This window comes from Anaerostipes sp. 494a (assembly GCF_001940315.1).
In the GTDB taxonomy this organism is placed as follows: domain Bacteria; phylum Bacillota; class Clostridia; order Lachnospirales; family Lachnospiraceae; genus Anaerostipes; species Anaerostipes faecalis.
Genome location: NZ_MJIF01000001.1, coordinates 763,635 through 786,694 on the forward strand (window position 1 = coordinate 763,635; position 23,060 = coordinate 786,694).

Annotated in this window: 24 protein-coding genes; 5 read left to right on the plus strand and 19 right to left on the minus strand. The window is 36.9% G+C overall.

Annotated features, from left to right (window positions below; genetic code table 11):
• Positions 1-20: 20 nt before the first annotated feature.
• Positions 21-1,028, minus strand: a complete 1,008-nt coding sequence (gene pta / locus BHF70_RS03935) for a phosphate acetyltransferase (protein ID WP_075759042.1) — start codon at positions 1,026-1,028, stop codon at positions 21-23.
• Positions 1,029-1,320: 292 nt separating this feature from the next.
• On the opposite strand from pta, the gene BHF70_RS03940 reads away from it, so the two are divergent.
• Positions 1,321-2,535 carry a tRNA(Met) cytidine acetate ligase gene (locus BHF70_RS03940; RefSeq protein ID WP_075759043.1) on the plus strand — a complete coding sequence of 405 codons (1,215 nt, stop codon included), beginning with the start codon at positions 1,321-1,323 and terminating at the stop codon, positions 2,533-2,535.
• Between the two features lie 49 nt (positions 2,536-2,584).
• A complete protein-coding gene (locus BHF70_RS03945) occupies positions 2,585-3,493 on the plus strand; it encodes a sporulation protein (RefSeq protein ID WP_075759044.1) in 909 nt (302 codons plus the stop codon).
• On the opposite strand, the gene BHF70_RS03950 is transcribed toward BHF70_RS03945, so the two are convergent.
• The 8 genes from BHF70_RS03950 to BHF70_RS03985 form a co-directional block, all read right to left on the minus strand.
• A complete protein-coding gene (locus BHF70_RS03950; RefSeq protein ID WP_075759045.1) occupies positions 3,479-4,087 on the minus strand; it encodes a hypothetical protein in 609 nt (202 codons plus the stop codon). The two genes, BHF70_RS03945 and BHF70_RS03950, sit on opposite strands and share 15 nt — an antisense overlap.
• A gap of 15 nt (positions 4,088-4,102) precedes the next feature.
• Positions 4,103-4,582: a pantetheine-phosphate adenylyltransferase gene (coaD, locus tag BHF70_RS03955; RefSeq protein WP_075759046.1), complete on the minus strand. Its 480-nt coding sequence runs from the start codon at positions 4,580-4,582 to the stop codon at positions 4,103-4,105.
• Positions 4,583-4,595: 13 nt separating this feature from the next.
• Positions 4,596-5,144 carry a 16S rRNA (guanine(966)-N(2))-methyltransferase RsmD gene (gene rsmD / locus BHF70_RS03960; protein ID WP_075759047.1) on the minus strand — a complete coding sequence of 183 codons (549 nt, stop codon included), beginning with the start codon at positions 5,142-5,144 and terminating at the stop codon, positions 4,596-4,598.
• A 269-nt stretch (positions 5,145-5,413) separates the two neighbouring features.
• Positions 5,414-5,635 carry an alpha/beta-type small acid-soluble spore protein gene (locus BHF70_RS03965; protein ID WP_075759048.1) on the minus strand — a complete coding sequence of 74 codons (222 nt, stop codon included), beginning with the start codon at positions 5,633-5,635 and terminating at the stop codon, positions 5,414-5,416.
• Positions 5,636-5,743: 108 nt separating this feature from the next.
• The gene (locus tag BHF70_RS03970) at positions 5,744-6,016 is read right to left on the minus strand and encodes an acylphosphatase (RefSeq protein ID WP_075759049.1); all 273 of its coding nucleotides are present in this window, start codon (positions 6,014-6,016) and stop codon (positions 5,744-5,746) included.
• 13 nt (positions 6,017-6,029) lie between these two features.
• The gene (gene recG / locus BHF70_RS03975; RefSeq protein ID WP_278277186.1) at positions 6,030-8,129 is read right to left on the minus strand and encodes an ATP-dependent DNA helicase RecG; all 2,100 of its coding nucleotides are present in this window, start codon (positions 8,127-8,129) and stop codon (positions 6,030-6,032) included.
• Positions 8,130-8,150: 21 nt separating this feature from the next.
• The gene (locus BHF70_RS03980) at positions 8,151-9,785 is read right to left on the minus strand and encodes a DAK2 domain-containing protein (RefSeq protein ID WP_075759050.1); all 1,635 of its coding nucleotides are present in this window, start codon (positions 9,783-9,785) and stop codon (positions 8,151-8,153) included.
• A 20-nt stretch (positions 9,786-9,805) separates the two neighbouring features.
• On the minus strand, positions 9,806-10,162 hold the full coding sequence (locus BHF70_RS03985; protein ID WP_075759051.1) for an Asp23/Gls24 family envelope stress response protein: 357 nt from the start codon (positions 10,160-10,162) through the stop codon (positions 9,806-9,808).
• A 222-nt stretch (positions 10,163-10,384) separates the two neighbouring features.
• On the opposite strand from BHF70_RS03985, the gene rpmB reads away from it, so the two are divergent.
• Positions 10,385-10,570 carry a 50S ribosomal protein L28 gene (rpmB, locus tag BHF70_RS03990; protein WP_075759052.1) on the plus strand — a complete coding sequence of 62 codons (186 nt, stop codon included), beginning with the start codon at positions 10,385-10,387 and terminating at the stop codon, positions 10,568-10,570.
• A gap of 292 nt (positions 10,571-10,862) precedes the next feature.
• Here the strand turns inward: rpmB and BHF70_RS04000 are convergent, their stop codons facing one another.
• The 7 genes from BHF70_RS04000 to BHF70_RS04030 form a co-directional block, all read right to left on the minus strand.
• Complete coding sequence (locus tag BHF70_RS04000; protein ID WP_075759054.1) at positions 10,863-11,240, minus strand: GerW family sporulation protein; 378 nt, start codon at positions 11,238-11,240, stop codon at positions 10,863-10,865.
• A gap of 4 nt (positions 11,241-11,244) precedes the next feature.
• Positions 11,245-12,207 carry a DUF2953 domain-containing protein gene (locus BHF70_RS04005; RefSeq protein WP_075759055.1) on the minus strand — a complete coding sequence of 321 codons (963 nt, stop codon included), beginning with the start codon at positions 12,205-12,207 and terminating at the stop codon, positions 11,245-11,247.
• Positions 12,204-12,521, minus strand: a complete 318-nt coding sequence (locus BHF70_RS04010) for a hypothetical protein (RefSeq protein WP_075759056.1) — start codon at positions 12,519-12,521, stop codon at positions 12,204-12,206. The genes BHF70_RS04005 and BHF70_RS04010 overlap by 4 nt, the downstream gene beginning before the upstream one ends.
• Before the next feature lie 107 nt (positions 12,522-12,628).
• Positions 12,629-14,062, minus strand: coding sequence for a pyruvate kinase (gene pyk / locus BHF70_RS04015; protein WP_075759057.1), 1,434 nt, complete (start codon positions 14,060-14,062; stop codon positions 12,629-12,631).
• 38 nt (positions 14,063-14,100) lie between these two features.
• Positions 14,101-14,973 (minus strand): rhomboid family intramembrane serine protease, encoded by an 873-nt coding sequence (locus tag BHF70_RS04020; RefSeq protein ID WP_075759058.1) that lies wholly within the window; start codon positions 14,971-14,973, stop codon positions 14,101-14,103.
• Positions 14,974-14,993: 20 nt separating this feature from the next.
• The gene (locus tag BHF70_RS04025) at positions 14,994-15,926 is read right to left on the minus strand and encodes a magnesium transporter CorA family protein (RefSeq protein WP_075760518.1); all 933 of its coding nucleotides are present in this window, start codon (positions 15,924-15,926) and stop codon (positions 14,994-14,996) included.
• A gap of 82 nt (positions 15,927-16,008) precedes the next feature.
• Positions 16,009-16,353 (minus strand): LysM peptidoglycan-binding domain-containing protein, encoded by a 345-nt coding sequence (locus BHF70_RS04030; RefSeq protein WP_075759059.1) that lies wholly within the window; start codon positions 16,351-16,353, stop codon positions 16,009-16,011.
• Positions 16,354-16,507: 154 nt separating this feature from the next.
• Here BHF70_RS04030 and BHF70_RS04035 point away from each other — a divergent pair, with 154 nt between their 5' ends.
• Together BHF70_RS04035 and BHF70_RS04040 are read left to right on the plus strand one after the other, a co-directional pair.
• A complete protein-coding gene (locus BHF70_RS04035) occupies positions 16,508-20,725 on the plus strand; it encodes a 2-hydroxyacyl-CoA dehydratase (protein WP_075759060.1) in 4,218 nt (1,405 codons plus the stop codon).
• Positions 20,726-20,932: 207 nt separating this feature from the next.
• Positions 20,933-21,124 (plus strand): YdeI/OmpD-associated family protein, encoded by a 192-nt coding sequence (locus tag BHF70_RS04040; RefSeq protein ID WP_075759061.1) that lies wholly within the window; start codon positions 20,933-20,935, stop codon positions 21,122-21,124.
• A 109-nt stretch (positions 21,125-21,233) separates the two neighbouring features.
• Here the strand turns inward: BHF70_RS04040 and BHF70_RS04045 are convergent, their stop codons facing one another.
• From BHF70_RS04045 to hisH, 3 genes are read right to left on the minus strand one after another with little or no spacing between them, the layout of a single operon-like run.
• Positions 21,234-21,641 (minus strand): C-GCAxxG-C-C family protein, encoded by a 408-nt coding sequence (locus tag BHF70_RS04045; protein WP_075759062.1) that lies wholly within the window; start codon positions 21,639-21,641, stop codon positions 21,234-21,236.
• Positions 21,642-21,669: 28 nt separating this feature from the next.
• Positions 21,670-22,431, minus strand: coding sequence for an imidazole glycerol phosphate synthase subunit HisF (gene hisF, locus BHF70_RS04050; protein WP_075759063.1), 762 nt, complete (start codon positions 22,429-22,431; stop codon positions 21,670-21,672).
• 10 nt (positions 22,432-22,441) lie between these two features.
• Positions 22,442-23,047, minus strand: a complete 606-nt coding sequence (hisH, locus tag BHF70_RS04055) for an imidazole glycerol phosphate synthase subunit HisH (RefSeq protein ID WP_075759064.1) — start codon at positions 23,045-23,047, stop codon at positions 22,442-22,444.
• Positions 23,048-23,060: the final 13 nt, after the last annotated feature.

A 23,060-nucleotide genomic window follows, 5' to 3' on the forward strand; every position in this document is an offset into this window, starting at 1 on the left:
TCTCCTTACTTGTCTGATTTCTATTTATCCTCTTCTAATGCCGCTGCCTGCACACATGTAATTGCAACCGCACCTACGATATCAGATGCTACGCATCCTCTTGATAAGTCATTTACAGGTTTTGCAATTCCCTGAGTAATAGGGCCGTATGCCTGAGCATTACCCAGTCTCTGTACCAGCTTATAACCGATATTTCCAGCATCAAGGTCTGGGAATACTAAAACATTTGCTTTTCCTGCGACTTCACTTCTTGGTGCCTTTGTTGCTGCAACTTCAGGTACAATAGCTGCATCCAGCTGTAATTCACCACAAATCAGATACTCCGGATATTTTTCTTTTGCAATATTTGTTGCTTCTACTACTTTAGTTACATCATCATGTTTTGCACTTCCACATGTTGAATGAGAAAGCATGGCCACTCTTGGTACATCCCCAATCAGCTGTTTAAATGTTTTTGCAGAACTTGATGCAATTGCTGCCAGCTGTTCCGGATTAGGATTCTGGTTCAGACCACAGTCTGCAAACACAAAACATCCGTTTGACCCCATATCTTTTGCCTGAGTATCCATTAACATAAATGCAGAAACAATTTCAGTATTTGGTGCTGTTTTTACAACCTGCAGTGCTGCACGAAGTACATTTGCTGATGAATTAATGGCCCCTGCCACCATACCGTCTGCATGTCCTGCGCGAACCATTGTAGCTCCAAAAAATAAAGGATTAGAGAGAAGAATTTCCTTGGCATCTTCCGGAAGTAATCCCTTACTTTTTCTTGCTTCACATAGAGATTCAATATATGTATTGAGATTTTCACAATTTGCAGGATCGACAAAAACAGCTTTTGAAATATCCAATTCTCCTGCTTTTGCCAGAATATCTTCTTTCTTTCCCACTAAAATGACATCTGCAATTCCTTCTTCCAGCACTTCTGCTGCTGCAGTTAAAGTTCTAATGTCTGTTGTCTCAGGCAATACGACTGTCTTTTTGTTAGCCTTTGCCTTTTTCTTGATTTCATCAATAACACTCATTTGCGTTGCTCCTTTCAACTTTCCACAAAGATGAATTTAATCCTTTCAAATTATACAACATCATCATCTTGTATACAACATTTGCATATGTATTTTTCGTTGTACATTTTAGTTCAAACCGTATTTATAAAACCGGTTCCGTTTATTACATAACTATATTCATTCTACATTCTTTTGTTTTATATGACAAGATGTTCAATCTTTATTTTTCATTTTTTGTGCAGTTTTACTTTTTTTTCATTCTCATTTATAATACAATTACTGAAAAAAATATGAAAGAAAGGACAGGTCTATGAAAACCGCCGCAATAATTTGTGAATACAACCCTTTTCATAACGGACATGCATACCATATCCAGAAAACAAAAGAAGAAACAGGTGCAGAATATATTGTTGCATTAATGAGTGGAAACTATGTTCAAAGAGGTACTCCTGCCATTCTGGAAAAACAGATTCGAACCCAGATGGCATTACAAAATGGTGCTGATCTGGTCATTGAACTTCCTTTATATTTCGCATGCGGTTCAGCTCCGTATTTTGCTTCGGGAAGTGTTTCTCTTCTAAATCATTTGGGCATCATTGATACATTATCATTTGGAAGTGAATGCGGAAATATTTCCCTTTTAAAGGAAATCGCTTCTTTTCTACTAGAATACGAAAACACAATTTCATCAGAAACATCCCAGTTAATAAAACTCGGCCATCCGTTTCCAAAAGCACAGGAAATAGCTTTCACCAAACACTGCCCGGATTCATCATGGCTTCCCGTTATAAGAGAACCAAATAATATTCTTGGACTGGAATATCTTAAAGCATTGCTTTCCAGTAAAAGTTCTATAAAACCTTTTAGTCTTTCACGTACCGGCAGTGGTCATCATGAAAATCAGCTGACCTCTAAAATAAGTTCTGCCTCTGCTATTCGAAATATAATAGAAAAAGAGCCTGACAATCCGTCAATTTTTTCACAAATTCCTGAAAACTGTAAATGTATATTAAAAGAGCATCTTCAATCTGATGCTCCAGTTACAATGGATGATTTTTCAGAAATTTTAAAAACATTGCTGATTCTCCACCCCAACCTTACTGATTTCTGGGAAATATCATCGGACTTCCAGGATATGCTTCACAAATATTATCGTCCGGATATTACATGCACAGAGCTAATAGCTGACTGTAAAAGCAAACATCTTACCTGGACACGCATCAGCAGAAACCTGTTGCACATTATACTAAATATTACAAAATCACATTATCAAATAATTAACAATCTGGATTATTCTCTTTACTATCAGATTTTGGGGTTTAAAAAAGAATCCTCCTTTTTGATTTCTGAAATGAAAAGAAACGCTTCTGTTCCAATGGTTCGGCATCTTCGTCCGTGGAAAGATGCTCTATCTCCTGAACAGAATTTTCTTTTAAGTTCCGAAAGACAGGCCGATTCTCTATACAAAATGATTCTAGGTGAAAAATTCGGTATCTGCTGGAAAGATCAGCAAATTATCGTCTAGTTTTCTCTCCTGCCACATAAAATATATTATATGTGGCAGGAGGTTCTATATGAAAAAAATAGTTTCCCAGATTCTTTTTTTATGCTTCACAGCTATTCTTCTTTTTTTCCCGGAACAATCCATTGAAGGTGCCCGAAACGGTCTTCTTCTTTGGTCCGGAACTATTGTCCCTACCTTGCTTCCCTTTTTACTTCTTACCGGTTTCATGAATAAATATCATACTCTTCATTATGTTTCATGGCTGTTTTTCCCGATTTACCGGTTATTTCCTCTTTTAAACAGAGATTTGGCCTACACTCTCATTCTTGGCTTTTTCTGCGGGTATCCTCTAGGCGGAAAAATCATTAATGATCTTGTGCTATCCGGTTCCTACACAAAAAAAGAAGGGCAGTTCCTTCTTGCAGTATGTAACAATGTAAGTCCAATGTTCACCATTGGTTATACTTTAACTTTAATATTACATAGCAGGGTACCTGTCCCTCTTTTCTTTTTTTGCCTTTATGCACCAAATATATGCTTTTTTCTGTTTCTTCTCAACTTAAGCCGAGAAAAGCAATTTCTCTATATCCATCAACAGCCAGAGGGATTTGCCCCTAAAAAAACTACTGATGAAATCATTTTCGATGCTTTACACTCAATTTTTGCTATTGGGATTTATATTATGCTGTTTTCCATTGGTACAAATCTTTTAACTTCCTTTAGACCCTTTGGGGTTTTTTCTGATATTATTATTGGATGTCTGGAAATCACTACCGGAATTACTTACTGGGGATCCCTTCCAATTCCTCTTTCTGTAAAAATCGCCATCCTCTGTGCTATCAGTTCTTTTGGCGGCATCTGTAGCATAATGCAGACCAAAAGCGTATGTAAAGAAAGTCAGCTTTCACTTTTTCCTTATGTGTTCCTAAAATCCTTTTTTGCTGTTATCAGCGGTATCTTAGCTTTATTGCTCTTTTGACAGAAAGTCTTCAACAGTTCTGGTCTTGACACGTGGCATAGTCACTCCTGAAAGCTGTTCATCTATTTCCTGCCCATTAACTTTAATAGATTCCAGATCAGAATCTAAAGTTGATAACAATTGGTCAAAAACACTTTTCTGTGCATCTCTTACACTTTCCACATATCCTTGGACATCTTCCATAATTTCTCTGGCATATTGTAATGCTCCAACACGTATTTGATCAGCTTCTTCATTAGCATTATGAATCAGTCCCTGAGCATGATTCTGGGCGGTTGTTTCAATTTCATCCGCTCTCATTTTTGCCATTTCAACAATTTCATTTTCATCAATCAGAGTTCCTGCCTCCGAAGCAGCCTGATTAAGCATTTCCTGAGCTTTTACTCTTGCATCTTCCAAAATAGACTCTTTATTCATAATAATCTTATGACTTCTCTCAATCTCACCTGGAATCTGTTTTCTCAATTCCTCAATTACAGTCATCAAAACATCTTTATCCATGATAACCTTGCCAGGACTAAATCGTGCAGGCTTTGCCTCATCAATCAGTACTTCAATATCATCTATCATTTCATGTAAATACTTCTCACTCATTTTTTGCAGTCCCTCCTATTTTTCAAACTTCTTTTTCAGACATTTTTCTACAGACGCAGGTACCATATCTGATACATCTCCTCCATATGAAGCAATTTCCTTTACAATAGTCGAACTCACATATGAATAATCAATGCTTGTAGTAAAAAACATAGTATCCAGTTCTTTATTCAGTTTACTGTTAATCTGTGCAATCTGAAGCTCATATTCAAAATCTGTCACGGCACGTAATCCACGAACAGAAACATTGGCATTATGTTCTTTGGCAAAATCAACCAGTAATCCTGAAAAAGAGGTTACTTCAACATTATCCAAATGTTTAGTTACATCTTTAATCATTTGAACTTTTTCTTCTGTTGTAAATAAAGGGGTTTTGGCACTGTTTACCAAAACGGCAATTATTAATTTGTCAAATACCTTTGCAGAACGTTCAATAATATCTAAATGCCCATAAGTTACCGGATCAAAACTTCCGGGATAAACGGCAATACTCATCTTCCTCTTCCTCCTAAGCTTTCCTCAGAAATGTATGTTTGTTTGTTTTATAGTCTTTCTCACGTATAATCTTAAGATTCTCAAACCATTCTTCTGAAATTTCTGTATCAAGAGACGATTCCACGATCACAATAGTATCCTGCCCACAAATTGATGACTGATCTAAAAGTGTCAGAATCTTTTTTTCAAATCCTTTAGCATATGGAGGATCCATAAAAATAAAATCAAACACTTTGCCTGAAAGTTTTCCAATAGCAGAGGACACATCTGTAGCCATAACTGTAGCATACTCATTTAAATGAGTATGTCTCAGGTTTTCTTTAATACACCGGATTGGCTTTCCTGCACTTTCAACAAAATATGCTTCCCTTGCTCCTCTGCTTAGTGCTTCAATTCCTATTCCGCCACTTCCTGCAAATAAATCCAGAAACAAACAGCCAGGGATATCATACTGAATCATATTGAACAGAGTTTCTTTTATTCGATCCTGTGTAGGTCTTGTCTCCATTCCTTCTATAGTCTTTAATTTTAAACTTTTTGCACTTCCTGCTATAACTCTCATCTAACAAACATTCCTTATTTTTTACTTTTCTTTATTTTATTATATACACAGATTTTGTCAACTAAATTTCAGCAGGTTCAATACTTCATACAATCTGTTTTTACAAAAAAGGAAAAGCATTTTTATACTTCTTGTATCTGCCATTACAAAATTTTCTTCCGGGAACAAAACGGACAAGGCCTTTCCATGAACTAAAAATAATTAAGCGGGCTACAGATTTTTCATCTGCAGCCCGCCAGTTTACATAACTGATTTGTCTTTTGTTTTCCTTATCGGGACATTTCTTCTTCCTGTCTGCGGATCATTTTACGGACCATTTCTCCTCCTACAGAACCAGCCTGAGCTGTTGTCAGATGTCCATTATATCCTTCTTTTAAGTCTACCCCGATTTCATTTGCTACTTCAAACTTAAATCTGTCTAATGCCCCTCTTGCTTCTGGCACTTCAACTCTGTTTGATCCTTTGCTTCTTGCTGAAGTTCGTTCTTCCATTTGAATTTCCTCCATTTCTTTTGTAGTTATTTGTTACGCTGATAGTATGTGCCAACAAACAAAAGATACACTAGGAGTTTTTACATAAACTAACATTTTTTTCAAATTTCAATAACGAACTCTAAATCCTTTTTCATTTTCACACAATGGGCTTTCTTCAACTTCAATATCATCCACTCTAACAAATCGATTTCCATATTTAATTGTCTCTAAAAACTGCTGCACCTGAAGTCTTGTCCCTTGAACTTCTGCAGTTACTGAACCATCATACATATTTTTCACCCATCCAGTTAAATGATATCGTTCTGCATTCATATTGACAAAGAAACGAAATCCGACACCTTGAACTCTTCCTGTAAATCTCAAATAATATCGTACCATCTTAATATCCTCCCTATAATTTGTGTGCAAGGCTGATCTGTTTTTCTAAACGACTATTTTTTAACTGTGAAAAATCAAAATTATCTTCCTCCAGTTGTTTCACCGCATCTGATGCCTGCTTCATAATATCTGCATTTGTATATATATCTGCCAGAACAAAATCCATCATCCCGCTTTGTCTCACTCCAAAAAAATCACCTGGTCCACGTAATTTTAAATCTTCATTTGCAATATAAAAACCATCATTGGATTTATTGAGTACTTCCAGCCTTTCCATCGTTTCTTTCTTTTTAGATCCGGTCATAAAAATACAGTAAGATTGATGTTTTCCCCGTCCAACACGACCTCTCAACTGATGAAGCTGAGCAAGTCCGAAACGCTCTGCATTTTCAACCATCATTACTGTGGCATTAGGAACATTAACTCCTACTTCCACTACCGTTGTTGAAACTAAAATATCAATATTTCCTTCTGAAAAGTCATCCATAATTTTCTGTTTTTCAGCTGGTTTCATTTTACCATGTAAATAGCTGATTCGTACAGATGGAGAGAAATTTTTTTCCAGTATTTTTGCATACTGAATGACATTCTCTCCTTCCATTGCTTCACTCTCTTCCACCATGGGACATATTACATATACCTGTCGCCCTTCTTTCACCTGTTTTTCCATAAATCTATATGCCGTAGGGCGATAACTTATATTAACAACACAATTTTTAATCGGTAACCGATTTGAAGGAAGTTCATCTACAATAGATACATCCAGATCACCATACAGAATAATGGCTAAAGTCCTGGGGATTGGTGTTGCACTCATAACAAGAACATGTGGTTTTTCACCTTTCATAGATAATTTTTCTCTTTGTCTTACTCCAAATCTGTGCTGTTCATCTGTAATAACCAATGCCAGCTGGTCATATTCAACCTTGTCCTGTATTAAAGCATGAGTTCCAATAATTATATCAGCCTCATGTTTCTTAATCTGTTCATACCGCTCTTTCTTTTCCTTTTGCTTTGTTGATCCTGTTAAAAGAACTGTCTTTATACCCAAAGGATTTAACAGTTCTTCAAAAGTCTCAAAATGCTGATTAGCCAGCACTTCCGTAGGTGCCATTAAAACTCCTTGATATCCTGCTTTTGCACACATTAAAAGCAAAATCACTGCCAGAATTGTTTTTCCTGAACCTACATCACCCTGAACAAGACGGTTCATAATCTTCCCTGAATTTAAATCCTCTGTCATTTCCTTTAACGCCCGTTTCTGTGCTCCAGTCAGCTGGTAAGGCAAACCTTCTATCAGCTGTTTTACTTCTTTACAAACAGGAATTCTATAACCATGCTCTCCGCCTTCTTCATTTTGTGACAACATTTTCATTGCAGAAATAAAAATAAAAAATTCATCAAATATCAGTCTTTTTTTTGCTGCAATCAGCTGTTCTCTGGATTCAGGGAAATGGATATTCCAAATTGCTTCACTATAATCCATAGGATGATAACAGGATAATATCTGTTCGGGAAGGTATTCTGGGATTGTCCTGATATAACTTTCTGTCTGTTTAACAGCCTTAGAGACAATCTTATTGGTAAGTCCTGTAGTCATTGGATATACCGGTTGTAATGTCTGCTTCTGTGCCTGATAAGTTTCCTGTGTGAAAATTTCCGGGTGTTCCATAGTTAGTCGTCCATTTTTAAAAACAGGAGTACCTGTCAATATATAATCTTCTCCTCGGTGAAGCTGTTTTTTCAAATACGGCATATTAAACCATGTAAAAGTCATTGTTCCCGTATGATCCTTTCCAAGGCATGTTACAATTTTCATCTTTCTGATATAACGTATATTTATCTCAGAACTGATTCTTACAAAAACAGAGGCTCGTTGTCCCACTTGAAGTTCTGAAATATCAATGGGATCTTCATAGGTAAGATAATACCTTGGATACATAGAAATCAAACTGTCAATATTCCTCACGCCAAGCTTTGCAAATGCAGCTCCTGTTTTTTCTCCAATTCCCTTTAATTCTATTATGCTCGTTGTCCCATCCATTAACTTTTCCTCTCTATATTTGAGAACTTTCTCTTCTTTGATACATCGAAAAAAGGAGGAGCCTGACATGCTCCTCCTTTCCTGATTCTTTTACTCTACAGATAACAGGAAATAATAGATTGGCTGTCCACCATACTCAAGCTGAACATCACAATCTTCATACTTTTCTTCAACCTTTTCAAGAAGCGCCTGTGCATCTTCTTCTTTCATATCCTGTCCATAATAAATGCAGATTAATTCACTGTCTTCATCAACCATATCATTAATAAGATCTAATGTAACGGTCTCAATACTGCTTCCCACTTCCTGAATTCCATCATCATCAATTCCCATGATATCATCAATTTTGATTTCTTTTCCATTGATAGAAGTATCACGAACTGCATAGGTTACTTCACCGGTCTTTACACATTCGATAATTTCCTTCATATTTTCTTCATTAGTTTCAACATCCTGTTCCGCCTCGAAACCTATAAACGCAGAAATTCCCTGCGGTACTGTGGTTGTCGGTATAATAATAATATTCTTATCTTCCACCAGCGACTGTGCCTGTGTTGCTGCAAGAATAATATTTTTATTATTTGGTAAAATGAAGATTGTATCTGCGTTCACCTGATCAATGGCATTGAGCATATCTTCTGTACTAGGATTCATAGTCTGTCCGCCTTCAATCAGATAATCAACACCTAATCCACGAAAAATCTCATTTAATCCTTCTCCAATTGAAACAGCCACAAATCCATATGGTTTCCGAGGTTCTTCTTTTTTGGATTCCTCCGCCTGAAGCTGAAGACGTTCTTCATGTTCCTCTCTCATATTATCAATTTTCATACTTGTCAGAGCACCATAGGACAATCCTTTTTCAATAGCCTTTCCAGGATGATTGGTATGAACATGAACTTTCACTATATCTTCATCCCCTACTACAACTACACAATCTCCTATTCCTGACAAATATTTTTTGAAATCCTGTTCGTTCTCATCTGTCCATTCTTTTTCTGTCATGACAATAAATTCTGTACAATATCCAAATTTAATATCTTCTCCCTGAGAAGGAACATCTGAAGTGGACACTTTCCCCGTTGTTTTTGGTACATCTGAAAGATCAATTTCTTTACCAAGCAGAACATCAACGGTTCCCTGTAAAAATTCTACCAGTCCCTGTCCTCCAGAATCCACAACACCTGCTTCTTTTAAAACAGGAAGCATTTCTGGTGTTTTCTTAAGAATATCGTTTGCTTCTTCCATTACAATCTCAGCAAACTTTTCAAATTCTTCTTCTTTTCTCGCGATTCTTACAGCCTTTTCTGCAGTAACCTTTGCAACGGTCAGAATCGTTCCCTCTTTGGGTTTCATTACTGCTTTATAAGCTGTACTAACAGCATGTTTGAATCCTTCGGCTACTGCTTTTGTATCAAGAACCTCTTTATCCTTCACACCTTTATAAAAGCCACGAAACAGCTGTGATAAAATTACACCTGAGTTTCCTCTTGCTCCTCGAAGCGATCCACCAGATAATCCTCTTGTCACTTCTTTAATAGTCACTTCCATGACATTTCCAACTTCTTTGGCTGCTGCCATGGCTGTCATAGTCATATTCGTACCTGTATCTCCATCAGGAACAGGAAATACATTCAGTTCATTGATATATTCTTTATGTGCCTCTAATCGTTTTGCACCGCCAATTAACATCTTTTGTAACAAAGACGCATCTATTTGCTTCATATTCTTTCTGCCTCCATCATTTATCCTATATCTTTTACGCCCTCAACGTAAATATTAATTCTTTCTACTTCCAGACTGGTAAACTCTTCGACTCTGTATTTTACAGATTCCATTAAATTATTAGCTACAGTGGAAATGGAAACTCCATAAGATACAATAATATGAAAATCTATCGTGATCTTGTTATTCTTTACAGAAACAAATACACCTTTTCTTATATTATCTCTGGTAAGCAGTTTTACGATTCCGTCTTTTACATTGACCATGGCCATTCCAACGATGCCAAAACATCCAAGGGCACAAATTCCTGCATATTTTGCAATTACCTGATTTTCAATGGAGATTTCTCCATTTTTTGTATTCATATGTCCTTTCATAAATTATTACCTCCAACCGAGAATTCATATATCATGATTATACATTATCCAGTGAAACTCGTCTAGTCCTGAAGAAATATTGAAATATTACTCCTTCTAAATAATATCGTTCAAAAATAAAAGCAATTTTATTCTTGATTTTTATAATTCAATCTGTTAAAATGAAATAGTTGTCGAGCCCGGAATAAAAAAGGGAAAAGATTTGAAGAAGGAGGTGCTAACATGGCAAAATGTGCTATTTGTGGAAAAGGCGCTCATTTTGGAAATGCAGTCAGTCACTCACATAGAAGATCAAACAAAATGTGGAAATCAAATATTAAATCTGTAAGAGTTAAAACAGAAGGCGGAGCAAAGAAAATGTACGTTTGTACTTCTTGCTTAAGATCTGGTAAGGTTGAACGTGCTTAATCTGTTATGATTTATTTAATATAAAACCACAAAGAACTGGACATTGTCCAGTTCTTTTTTAATGAAAGAACAAACAATATCCAAACATCCAGCTTACCAGACACACCATAACTCTCGTAAACTCCTGATTGATAAAAAAGCCTGTCAGGAGCCCTATCCCAAAGAAAAAAAAAGCAATTCCCCATACCCGTTTCATAAATGCTTCCCCATATTTCCTATCATATAATTTATGCACAACAAAGAAATAAGGAACCTGTCTTTCCACAGATTCCTCAGGTTATAATATTATTATTTACTCTTCTTTTTCTAAATCCTCAACAATATCCTCAAGAGTTTCTTCTTTTTTTGTAAATTTATCGATCACGTCCGGAACCATATCCAGAAGTTTTACGATTGTTTCCTGATTCTTAACATTTACAAGTTTAGTCTGTCCATCACGAATAACTAAAACAGCACTAGGAGTCAGCTTACCTCCGATTCCTCCACCGCTTTTATTCTTCTTGTCAGCTTCAAATGCTCCTGCGCCCATTCCAAAAGACACATCCACCAATGGCAGAATGATTGTATCTTTGATATAAATCGGCTCTCCTACTACGGTCTTGGATGTTAAAAACCCCTCCATTCCGTTAAATAAAGAGCTAACAGTTTCATTAAAATTTTCTTTGCTCATATGACTAACCTCCTATCATTTCTACCACACGATCTTTTTGTTTTAATAAATCTTTATCCCGGAAAACGATCCACGCAAGCTTTAACAATTTATATTTTCTGATTCGTCCTGATATCAGAAGATGACCTTTCAAAATACTCTGAGTAAAATCCGGTGTTATCTCCAGATGATCTTCATACAACGGAATCAACACAGCCAGATAACCAAGGACCTTACCTGTTTCCGCAGGATCATCCAGTCCAAATTTTAAAACACCTTTTACTTTTTGAGGAAGCAGATATCTAATTCCATCTGTTCCATATTTTTTTACTCTGGATAACGCCAGACGAATCTCTTTATCTTCAAAAAAGAATTCTTTCATTGTATAAATCTTGTCTAAACCATCCTGTAACTTCCTTATAAACACTTTACACTTATGATACCATGTTTTTATAAATCTGACGATTCTTTTACCAATAAACTTCTTCTTTTTCTCATTTTCCTTTTTTATCAGTTCCTTTGAATCATTTTCTTCTTCAAACTCTTCATCCCATGGAAGATCCAGAATATCTTCAACAGGACTTTGAGATTTTTGTACAGAGTTCTCTGTTTCACGCGAAATATGATGAGCTATTTTTTCAGAAATATCTTTTTGAGATTTTTTTTCCTTATTTTGAGGTGCTGATACTTCATTTACTATCACCGGCTTTTTTTTATCATTTCTTCCTAAAATCGCCCATTTCCCATCGGTTCGATATACTGGAAGCCCAAAAATCCGGACAATAATCCCTGGTTGTTCCTCATACCATCCTTTTATTCGCAAGAAAAACAACGCCCATGATACTCTTCCTTTTATTTTAGGATTTTCTCCATCAAATTCCCCTTCCAACCGATAACAGATCGGACAGATGAAAAGAATCAGTAGCAATATAACTGGTATTAATAAAATGATTCCCAATATTTTTAAAATCAAAAATATAATACTCATACTTTTTCTCCACAAAAGAATTTCCCTACGTCATTTATCATTCCAGAATGAAACATGTCATCCACCATCCGCCGGAGCAAAACTATTGCATCATCTTTTCCAGCAGCAAGTCCAACAATTATTATATCACATGATTCGTAAAAAGGAGAAATCAAATCCTCATATGAATAAATCTCCAGAATTCCAGACTTCCACTGAGACAAGGTAATACAATACAATCCAGGAATTCCTTTTTTCTCCCTGATTCTACTTTTTATTATTTTTTGTCCAGATCTTAAAATTTCTGATATGTATAACTGCTCAGCTATTTCCATTACTCTCCCTCCCGATACCTTCACATCCGCCAAGAGTATTTTAATTTTAAGAAATTAAAATAAGGGATGTATTACTACATCCCCATTTTACCATATATTACTGTCGATTATTCACCAATTTTAACAACTTTCAGCATGTTTGTAACACCTTTTCCACGGTGATCAGCTGGGCCTCCACCTGTTAATACAAGGATATCATCCTGTTCAGCAAGTCCTGCATCTAATACAATATCTGTTGCTTCATCCAGTAAATCTTTTGTTGTTTCTGCTTTATGAGATTTGAATGGACGTACACCCCAGTATAACTGCATCTTACGCACGATGGATTCATCTGGAGATAATCCGATAATCTGTGCATCTGGTTTGAATTTTGATACGATTCTTGCTGTAAATCCTGACATACTGGAAGCCAGGATACATTTTGCACTGATATTATGTGCTGTCTGTACTGCTGAGTATGCTACAGCAGCAGAGATTCCACGATTCACATAAACAGAACGGTAATCCTGAATCTTTGTATCAAGATGGAGTTCTGTTGAAATTGCGATCTGGTTCATCATACGAACTGCTTCAACCGGATGTTTTCCTTTTGCTGTTTCACCAGATAACATGATTGCGTCTGTTCCATCATAGATCGCATTGGCAACGTCTGTTACTTCTGCTCTTGTCGGACGTGGGTTACGGATCATGGAATCCAGCATCTGTGTTGCAGTAACAACTGGTTTAAATGCCTTATTACATTTTTTAATGATCGCTTTCTGTAAGAATGGTACTTCTTCTGCAGGGATTTCAACACCAAGGTCACCACGCGCGATCATAACACCTTCAGAAGCTTCGATGATGGCATCGATATTTTCAACACCTTCAATGTTCTCGATCTTGGAGATAACCCCAACGTTCATTTTATATTTATCAATGATTGCCTTGATCTCATTTACAGCATCCGCATTACGGATAAAGGAAGCTGCAATGAAATCGATTCCGTTTTCCAGACCAAATTCAATATCAGCTTTATCCTTTTCTGTGATAGAAGGAAGGTTTACTTTTACATTTGGTACATTAACACCTTTACGGCTTCCAAGCAGACCACCATTTACTACCTCACATACGATGTCTGTCCCATCCTTGATCTCTTTTACACGAACTTCAATCAATCCGTCATCAATCAGAATGGTATTTCCTGGTTCTACATCATTTGGAAGTTCAGCATATGTAATGCTTACGATAGTATTTGTACCTTCCACTTCTCTTGTTGTAAGGACAAATTCCTGTCCTTCCTTCAATTCAACATCGCCATCTGTTGAAAGTAATCCTGTTCGGATCTCAGGCCCTTTTGTATCAAGCAGGATAGCAATCGGCAATCCTAATTCTTCTCTAAATTTTTTGATTCTTTTGATTCTGCCTAACTGTTCCTCGTGGTCACCATGAGAGAAATTCAGACGAGCAATATCCATTCCTTCCAGCATCAGCTGTTTTAAAACGGCATCATCATCTGTTGCCGGTCCCATAGTACAAATAATTTTAGTCTTTTTGGTTAGCATAATTTTCTCCTTTAAATCTCATATATAATATTAACAACTCACTTCTTTACGTGTTTATGGGTAAACAAATGATCCTGACAATATTCGTAATCCCCATCACACTTGGAACAATAACGAAATTCCAATGTTGGATCGTCCAGTTCCGTACGATGGCATATAGCACATTCATGCACAGCCCCGTTCTTTTTTCTTCCCTTAGGATTAGTCTTGTTTTTAAATTCCCTGTGCCGTCTCTGTCCAGATACTCTGCTGACAAAAGACGCCCCCCGGCTTCGAATCTTCTTCATTGAGAAAAAGAACAACAGGAAATTTAATAACGCCACTACAATTGATACTTTAACCGAAATTCCGTAAACTGTAAAGCCTGATGTTAAAAAAATGTAGCCCAGATATATCCCATCCAGATACGCAAGCCATTTTACGCGGATTGGCAATATCATGTATAGATATACCTGCATATTCGGAAACATCATGGCATATGCCAGAAACAATGTAATATTCAGATAAAAAGTATCCATATATACTGCAGCTCCTGCCAGTTCACCTTGTGAAAATCTAAGTGCTGCATATGTAAGGAACGCTCCAAGGATTGTTCCTAACACTCCAATAAAATAGTACATATTAAACCGAAATGTTCCCCAGACCTGTTCTAGAGAAGAACCAACGGAATAATAAAACAGAAGAACAAATATAATAAAAATTAAACTTGTACTAGGTCCTACCATTAAAAATGTAAAAAGTCGCCAAATCTGTCCATGCATAATCAGATACGGATTTAATTGCATCAAATCAAATAAATCCGGAGAAATCATCTGAATCACATATCCAATTGCATATAATATTACAATAATCTTTGGAAGATTGGGAATCGCATATTTTCCAAATTTTTCCTCAAGTTTATTCAGCCACATAACAAACCTTTCTTATTTTTTTAAAACATCTTTTTTCTTCCTAATATAAATCCACCAATAACAGTAAGAATTAAAGAAGATATTACCAATATCAAGAAACCATAAGGGGATTTCGCCATAGGAACCGGAACATTCATCCCCCAGAAACTTGCAATCATAGTCGGAATGGACATTACAATGGTAATAACCGCCAAAACCTTCATAACAATATTCAGATTGTTGGATATAACTGAAGCATAGGCATCCATAGTTCCGCTTAAGATATTACTGTAGATATCTGCCATTTCGATTGCCTGCTTATTTTCGATGATAACATCATCCAAAAGCTCTTCATCTTCCGGATACTGCTTAATCTTTTCAATTTTTAATAACTTTTCCAGAACCAGCTCATTACCCCGCAGGGATGTGGAAAAGTAAACCAAACTCTTTTCCAGCTCTAAAAGCTCAATTAACTCCTGGTTCTTAGTGGAGATATGGAGCTGTTTTTCAACCTCATCACTTTTCTTGTCAATAGAACGAAGATACTGCAGATATAATGATGCATTCCGGTACAGCATCTGAAGAATAAACCTTGTCCGTTTAAATGTCCAGAAATTGCGTACTCTGCCATCACGAAAGTCAGATAACACTGGTGTATCCATCAGACAAACTGTAATGATCACATCCTGTCCCAAAATAATACCACATGGTATCGTAAGAAAATACTCTTTCTCTTTACGCTCTTCAGTTACCGGAATATCTACGATGATCAGTGTGTAATCATCTTCCACCTCAATACGTGATCGTTCTTCTTCATCTAAAGGAGCTTTTAAATGATCAAGATCGATTTTATGTTCCCTGGAAATCTGAACCAGCTCTGCAGCAGTGGGATGTATCAACGATATCCAGGTTCCCTCCATAGATTCACTGATTTCATTAATTTGATTGTCCATGGTCCGATAATATTTAATCATCTTTAACTCCTCTCCTGCCAGCGGTGCGTATGCTCCAGGGCAAGGCACCGCTTTTTGCATATCTTATTTCATTATAAATAACTCAATTTGCTTTGTCAATTAACAGTACTGTACCAACTGGAAGGGTCAAATCTCTTATTTTTTTGTTAGATTTTGCTAAATTTTCAACTGTTGTTTTGTTAGATTTCGCTATATCAAGAATGGTATCTCCCTTTTTTACCACATATGGAATAAATGCTCCAGATATAACCGGAGTAAATCCCGGAACACATAACTCATCTCCCGGCTGAAGATTATATACATTGACATAAGGATTTTGACGCATGATATCCTTTACCCGAATTCCATAGGCTCCTGCAATCTGGTATAAAGTATCATTTTCCTTCACAACATAAATACTTCCGTTACACTTTTTCTGATCTGCCATGACATTACCTTTACTTTTTTATTAGACTATTCAAATCTCAATATTTGTTTCCATTATTCTCACCTAAAAAAAATATTCTATTCCTCTTTGCAAATATTTGTTTTTCTATTATAATAAGGAATAATGCAAATTTAGAAAGTAGGTATACGAAAAGATGAAACGATTAGGAATTGATATTGGCTCTACAACAGTCAAAGTCGCCGTTATCGACGAACAACATAATATACTTTTCTCAGATTACCAAAGACATTTTGCAAAAATTCAGGAAACTTTAGCTTCCTTATTAAAAAAAGCAAAAGACCAAATCGGAGAAACAACTTTTGCTCCAACCGTTACAGGTTCTGGAGGTCTTTCTATTTCTTCTTATCTAGAAATTCCTTTCTGTCAGGAAGTGGTCTGTGTATCCACAGCCTTGCAGGATTATGCACCTCATACTGATGTTGCAATAGAACTTGGCGGAGAAGATGCAAAAATAATTTACTTTACCAATGGAATTGATCAGAGAATGAACGGAGTTTGTGCTGGAGGTACTGGTTCTTTTATTGACCAGATGGCCTCTCTTCTGCAGACAGATGCTTCTGGTTTAAATGAATATGCTAAAAACTTTGATACCATTTATCCAATTGCTGCACGTTGTGGTGTATTTGCTAAAACCGATATTCAGCCACTGATCAACGAAGGAGCAACCAAAGAAAATCTTGCAGCTTCTATTTTTCAGGCAGTTGTTAATCAGACCGTCAGTGGACTTGCCTGCGGAAAACCAATCCGTGGAAATGTTGCATTTTTAGGAGGTCCTCTTCATTTCCTTCCAGAATTGAAAAATGCATTTATCCGTACTCTGGAATTAAAAGATGAAGAAATTATTGCTCCAACCCATTCTCATTTATTTGCAGCCGTTGGTGCTGCTTTAAATGCCAAAGAAGATGTTACAACAAATTTTACAGATTTATTAAAACAGTTTGAGAAAAAAATTGAACTGAAACAGGAAGTTGACCGTTTAGAACCACTCTTTGCAAACGAACAGGAATATAAAGGTTTTGTAAAGGATCATAACCGTCATGTTGTAAAACGTGGAAATCTTTCTACATATAAGGGAAACTGTTATCTTGGAATCGATGCCGGCTCAACTACCACAAAAGTTGCTCTGGCTGGTGAAGATGGAGAATTATTGTACAGCTACTACAATAATAACAACGGAAGTCCTTTACATGCAGTTATCGAATCTCTTCATGAAATAGATGAGCAGATGCCGGATACTGCAAAGATTGTATCTTCCTGCTCAACCGGTTATGGAGAACATTTGATAAAAGCAGCATTAAATCTTGATTTCGGTGAAGTTGAAACCATCGCTCATTACTATGCAGCGGCATTTTTTGAACCGAATGTTGATTGTATTCTTGACATCGGTGGTCAGGATATGAAATGTATTCGTATTAAAAACGGTGTTGTAGATGATGTTCAGTTAAATGAAGCATGTTCTTCCGGATGTGGATCATTTATTGAAACTTTTGCAAAGTCATTAAATCATTCTGTTGAGGAATTCGCAAAAGTTGCCCTGACAGCTAAAAATCCAATTGATCTTGGTTCCCGATGTACAGTATTTATGAACTCCAAAGTTAAACAGGCACAAAAAGAGGGAGCAAGTGTTGGAGACATTTCAGCAGGTCTTGCTTATTCTGTTATTAAAAATGCTTTATATAAAGTTATCAAATTAACAGATCCAAGCGATCTTGGAAAACACATTGTGGTTCAGGGTGGAACCTTCTATAATGATGCTGTTCTTAGAAGTTTTGAACGTATTTCCGGATGTAATGCTGTACGACCGGATATTGCCGGAATTATGGGAGCTTTTGGATCTGCTCTTATTGCCAGAGAACGCTATGAAAAGGGACATAAAACATCCATGCTTCCACTGGAAGAAATTTTTGCCATGAGTGTTGATACTTCTATGACAAGATGTAAAGGATGTACCAACCATTGTCTGCTTACCATCAACAAGTTTTCCAATGGTCGCCGATACATTACAGGTAACCGCTGTGAAAGAGGCATTGGAAAAGAGCCAAATGCTGACCATGTACCTAACCTGTATGATTATAAACTCCACCGTACCTTTGATTATGAACCTTTATCTGATGAAAAAGCCGTTCGTGGCGTCATTGGTATTCCTAGAGTTTTAAATATTTATGAAAATTATCCTTTCTGGTTTACATTCTTCACGGAACTTGGGTTCAAAGTTGTGGTTTCTCCGGAATCATCCCGAAAAATCTACGAACTGGGAATTGAATCCATTCCAAGCGAATCAGAATGTTACCCTGCGAAGCTTGCTCATGGGCATGTCATGTGGCTGATCAAACAGGGAGTTAAAGATATTTTCTATCCATGTATTCCGTATGAACGTGACGAAACAGAGGGGGCAAACAATCATTATAACTGTCCGATTGTTACGTCCTATGCAGAAAATATTAAAAATAATATGGAGGAACTTCAAACGAAGGGTATAAACTTCATGAATCCTTTCCTTGCACTGGATAATGAAGATGCATTAAAATCCCGCCTCTTTGAAGAAATGAAAAAGCATTTTACTGTATCATCCAATGAAGTGGAACATGCAGTTACTAAGGCTTATGATGAACTGGAAGCTGTAAGAAAAGACATTCAGACCAAAGGTGAAGAAGTACTGGCATATCTGGCAGAATCCGGAAGAACAGGTATTGTTTTGTGCGGTCGACCATACCATATCGATCCTGAGATTAATCACGGTATTCCGGAATTAATCAACTCCTATGGTATTGCTGTACTAACGGAAGATTCTATTTCTCATTTGTCCAATGTAGAGCGTCCGTTAAATGTATCCGACCAATGGATGTATCACTCCAGACTGTATGCAGCTGCCAACTATGCAAAATCCAACAAACAGTTAGAGGTTATTCAGCTGAATTCCTTTGGATGTGGTCTGGATGCTGTTACAACAGATACTGTAAAAGATATCTTAACTAAATCCGGACGTATTTACACTGTACTGAAAATCGATGAAGTTAATAATTTAGGTGCTGCAAGAATCCGTATCCGTTCTTTGATCAGTGCTGTCCGAGTTCGAAAAAAACACAAAATTACACCAAAACCGGTATCTGCTGCCATTAAACGTATAGAATTTACAAAAGAAATGGCCAAGGACTATACAATCCTTGTTCCTCAGATGTCTCCAATTCATTTTACTTTCTTGGAACCTGCTTTGAAATCATGTGGATATAACGTCAAGATTCTGGAACAAAATGGAATGAAAGATGTAAATACAGGACTTAAATATGTAAACAATGATGCCTGTTATCCTTCCTTGATTGTAATTGGACAGCTGATGAATGCATTATTGTCAGGAAAATATGATACTGACAAAATCGCTCTGGCAATTTCACAGACAGGTGGTGGATGCCGCGCAACAAACTATATCAGCTTTATCCGTCGTGCTCTTGAAAAAGCCGGCTATGGCCATATCCCGGTTATTGGTATCAGTACACAGGGAATTGAGAAAAACAGTGGATTTAAATTAACTCCAAGTCTCCTGAACCGTGCTGTTCAGGCAATCGTTTACGGAGATGTATTTATGAGAGTTGTCTACCGTACCAGACCTTATGAAAAGAAAAAAGGATCTGTCAATCGACTCCACAAACGATGGGAAGCAAAATGTAAACAGGATATTGTCAAAGGAAACTTCTTGACTTTCCAGAAAAATATCCGTGGTATCATCCGTGATTTCGATCGTATTCCTTTAAAAGATATTCAGAAACCTCGCGTTGGTATCGTTGGAGAAATTCTTGTTAAATTCCTTCCAGATGCAAACAATCATCTTGTGGAACTTCTGGAGCGTGAGGGTGCAGAAGCTGTTGTACCTGATTTACTTGACTTCTTCATGTATGGTTTTTATAACAGTAATTTTAAATACCGTTATCTTGGAAAATCCAAGAGTACTGCTATTGTATGTAATGCCGCAATCAAAATTGTGGAAACATATAGAAAAACCTTAAGAAAAGAACTTGCAAAAAGCAAACGTTTTGAAGCTCCTGCCTATATCAAAGATCTGGCTGCTTATGCGAAACCATTTGTATCCATCGGAAACCAGACCGGTGAAGGGTGGTTCCTGACTGGTGAGATGGTAGAACTGATTCATAGCGGGGCACCAAATATTGTATGTACCCAGCCATTTGCATGCCTGCCAAACCACGTGGTTGGAAAAGGTGTTATTAAAGAAATTCGTCAGGCATTCCCTGAAGCAAATATCGTAGCCATTGATTACGATCCGGGAGCCAGCGAAGTCAACCAGGTTAACCGAATCAAACTGATGCTCTCTGCAGCAGAAAAGAATTTAGAATCATAAAGGAAATATAAAAACACATGCCCGCAACCGCCTTCCTGGCCTAACGGCCTGGGCTGGATGGTTTGTGGTCCATGTGTTTTTTATTCTCAACTTTTTCATTAAAAACTTCTAATAATTTGAAAAGATACAAAATTATGATTCTTTGACATACATATATATCGTATATTTTTCCAAAAGACAACTCATACTGTAACCGAGGTGATAGAAATGCATTCAAATAATGAAATGCCTGTGGGACTTGCCATGGAATTAGCAAAGAACTCAAAAGCCATGGAACAGTTTTCTTCCCTTTCTAAATCAGAACAAGATGCTGTTATTGAACAGGCCCGCCATATCAGCAGCAGAGAAGAAATGAGACATTATGTATCAACCCTTGCAGTTTTTGACCATTACAGTTAAAATTACTCTTTTCTGAAAATGGAATATTAGAAAATATGCTCTAAAAAAATTATACCACAGACGTCATATGGCATCTGTGGTATAGTATTTTTATTTTAATATATTGCTATTACTTTTTCAAAATATCTGCCAGAATAGTAGCTGCATCTTCAATACATCCCGGACAGCTTCTTACCATTTTTCCTGTCTCAACACCTTTTAAATCTTTACAGGCAATGGCACCATTTTTCTCCTGAAATTGTTCTACCAATTCTTTAGACAATTTGTAAGTATCAGATTTAGAAACCGGATGTTCTAAATCTCCATTACTGTTTACAGCTCCTAAAACCGCTACTGCTCCTGTAATGGCACCGCAGGTTCCCTGCATACCACCCATTCCCAGCCCATGGCCTTCCATCATACGAAACATTGTCTTTTCATCAATTCCTGTTTCATCACAAAATGCACACGCAACTGCCTGAGCGCAATTATAGCCTTTTTTATGATTTTCATCGGCTTTTTTTGCTTTTGAATTCATATGATCGTCTCCTTTTTTCTATCAAAATTTATCTTCTGACACTGATTCCCCGACCAGCCAGATAATCTTTCAGATCAGTTATCTTTAGCTCATTAAAATGGAACAAAGATGCCGCCAGTGCTGCATCTGCTTTTCCTTCTGTTAAAGTATCATAAAAATGTTCTTTTGTTCCGGCTCCGCCGGATGCAATAACCGGAATATCAACATTTTCAGCAATAATTCTGGTTAATTCATTATCATACCCTGCTTTTGTTCCATCACAATCCATACTGGTCAGCAAAATTTCTCCTGCACCACGACGGTTAGCTTCCATAGCCCATTCCACAGCATCAAGTCCAACATCAATTCGTCCACCATTTTTATAAACATTCCATCCGGAACCATCTGCTCTTCTCTTGGCATCAATGGCAACAACAACACACTGGCTTCCAAACTTATCCGCTGCATCATTGATCAGATTCGGTGTATTGATTGCAGAAGAGTTGATAGAAATCTTATCGGCACCCTCCCTGAGAATTGCCTTGAAATCATCCACGGTACGAATCCCGCCACCAACAGTAAATGGAATAAATACTGTTTCTGCAACCTTTCTTACCATGTCAATCATAATATTTCTTGCATCTGATGATGCTGTAATATCAAGAAATACCAGTTCATCTGCTCCTGCTTTATCATAAGCAGCTCCAATAGCCACAGGATCCCCTGCATCAATTAAATTAACAAAATTTACACCTTTTACAACACGTCCGCCTTTTACATCCAGACATGGAATAATTCTTTTTGTATGCATGCCATTCCTCCTATAGTGAAATAAAATTCTTAAGTATCTGAAGTCCTACCGTACTGCTCTTTTCCGGATGGAACTGGCAGGCAAAGACGTTATCTTTCTCAACAGAGGCGTGAATTGTTACTCCATACTCTGTTGTTGCTGCAACAATGTTCTCGTCATCTGCTTCCAGATAATAGGAATGAACAAAATATACATATGGATCTTTTTCCAATCCTTTAAATAATTTTGCCCCATCTTTTATTTTAATATTATTCCAGCCCATATGAGGTATCTTCATATCTTCCTGTTTAGGAATTCTCAAAATTTTTCCAGGTAAAATACCCAGTCCCTTCACTCCTGGAGCCTCATCACTGCTTTCAAACATCAGCTGAAGTCCAAGACATATTCCAAGAAACGGTATACCCTTTTCTACAACCTGTCCAATTGTATCAACCAGACCATATTTGTGAAGCTTTTCCATGGCATCTCCAAAAGCCCCGACTCCAGGAAGAATCACTTTATCGCTTTTAAGTATTTCATCGTGGTCCCGTGTTATCACTGCTTCTTCTCCCAGAAAATTCAAAGCCTTTTCAACGCTTTTTATATTTCCGGCATCATAATCAATAATTGCAATCATACGCTGCCTCCTC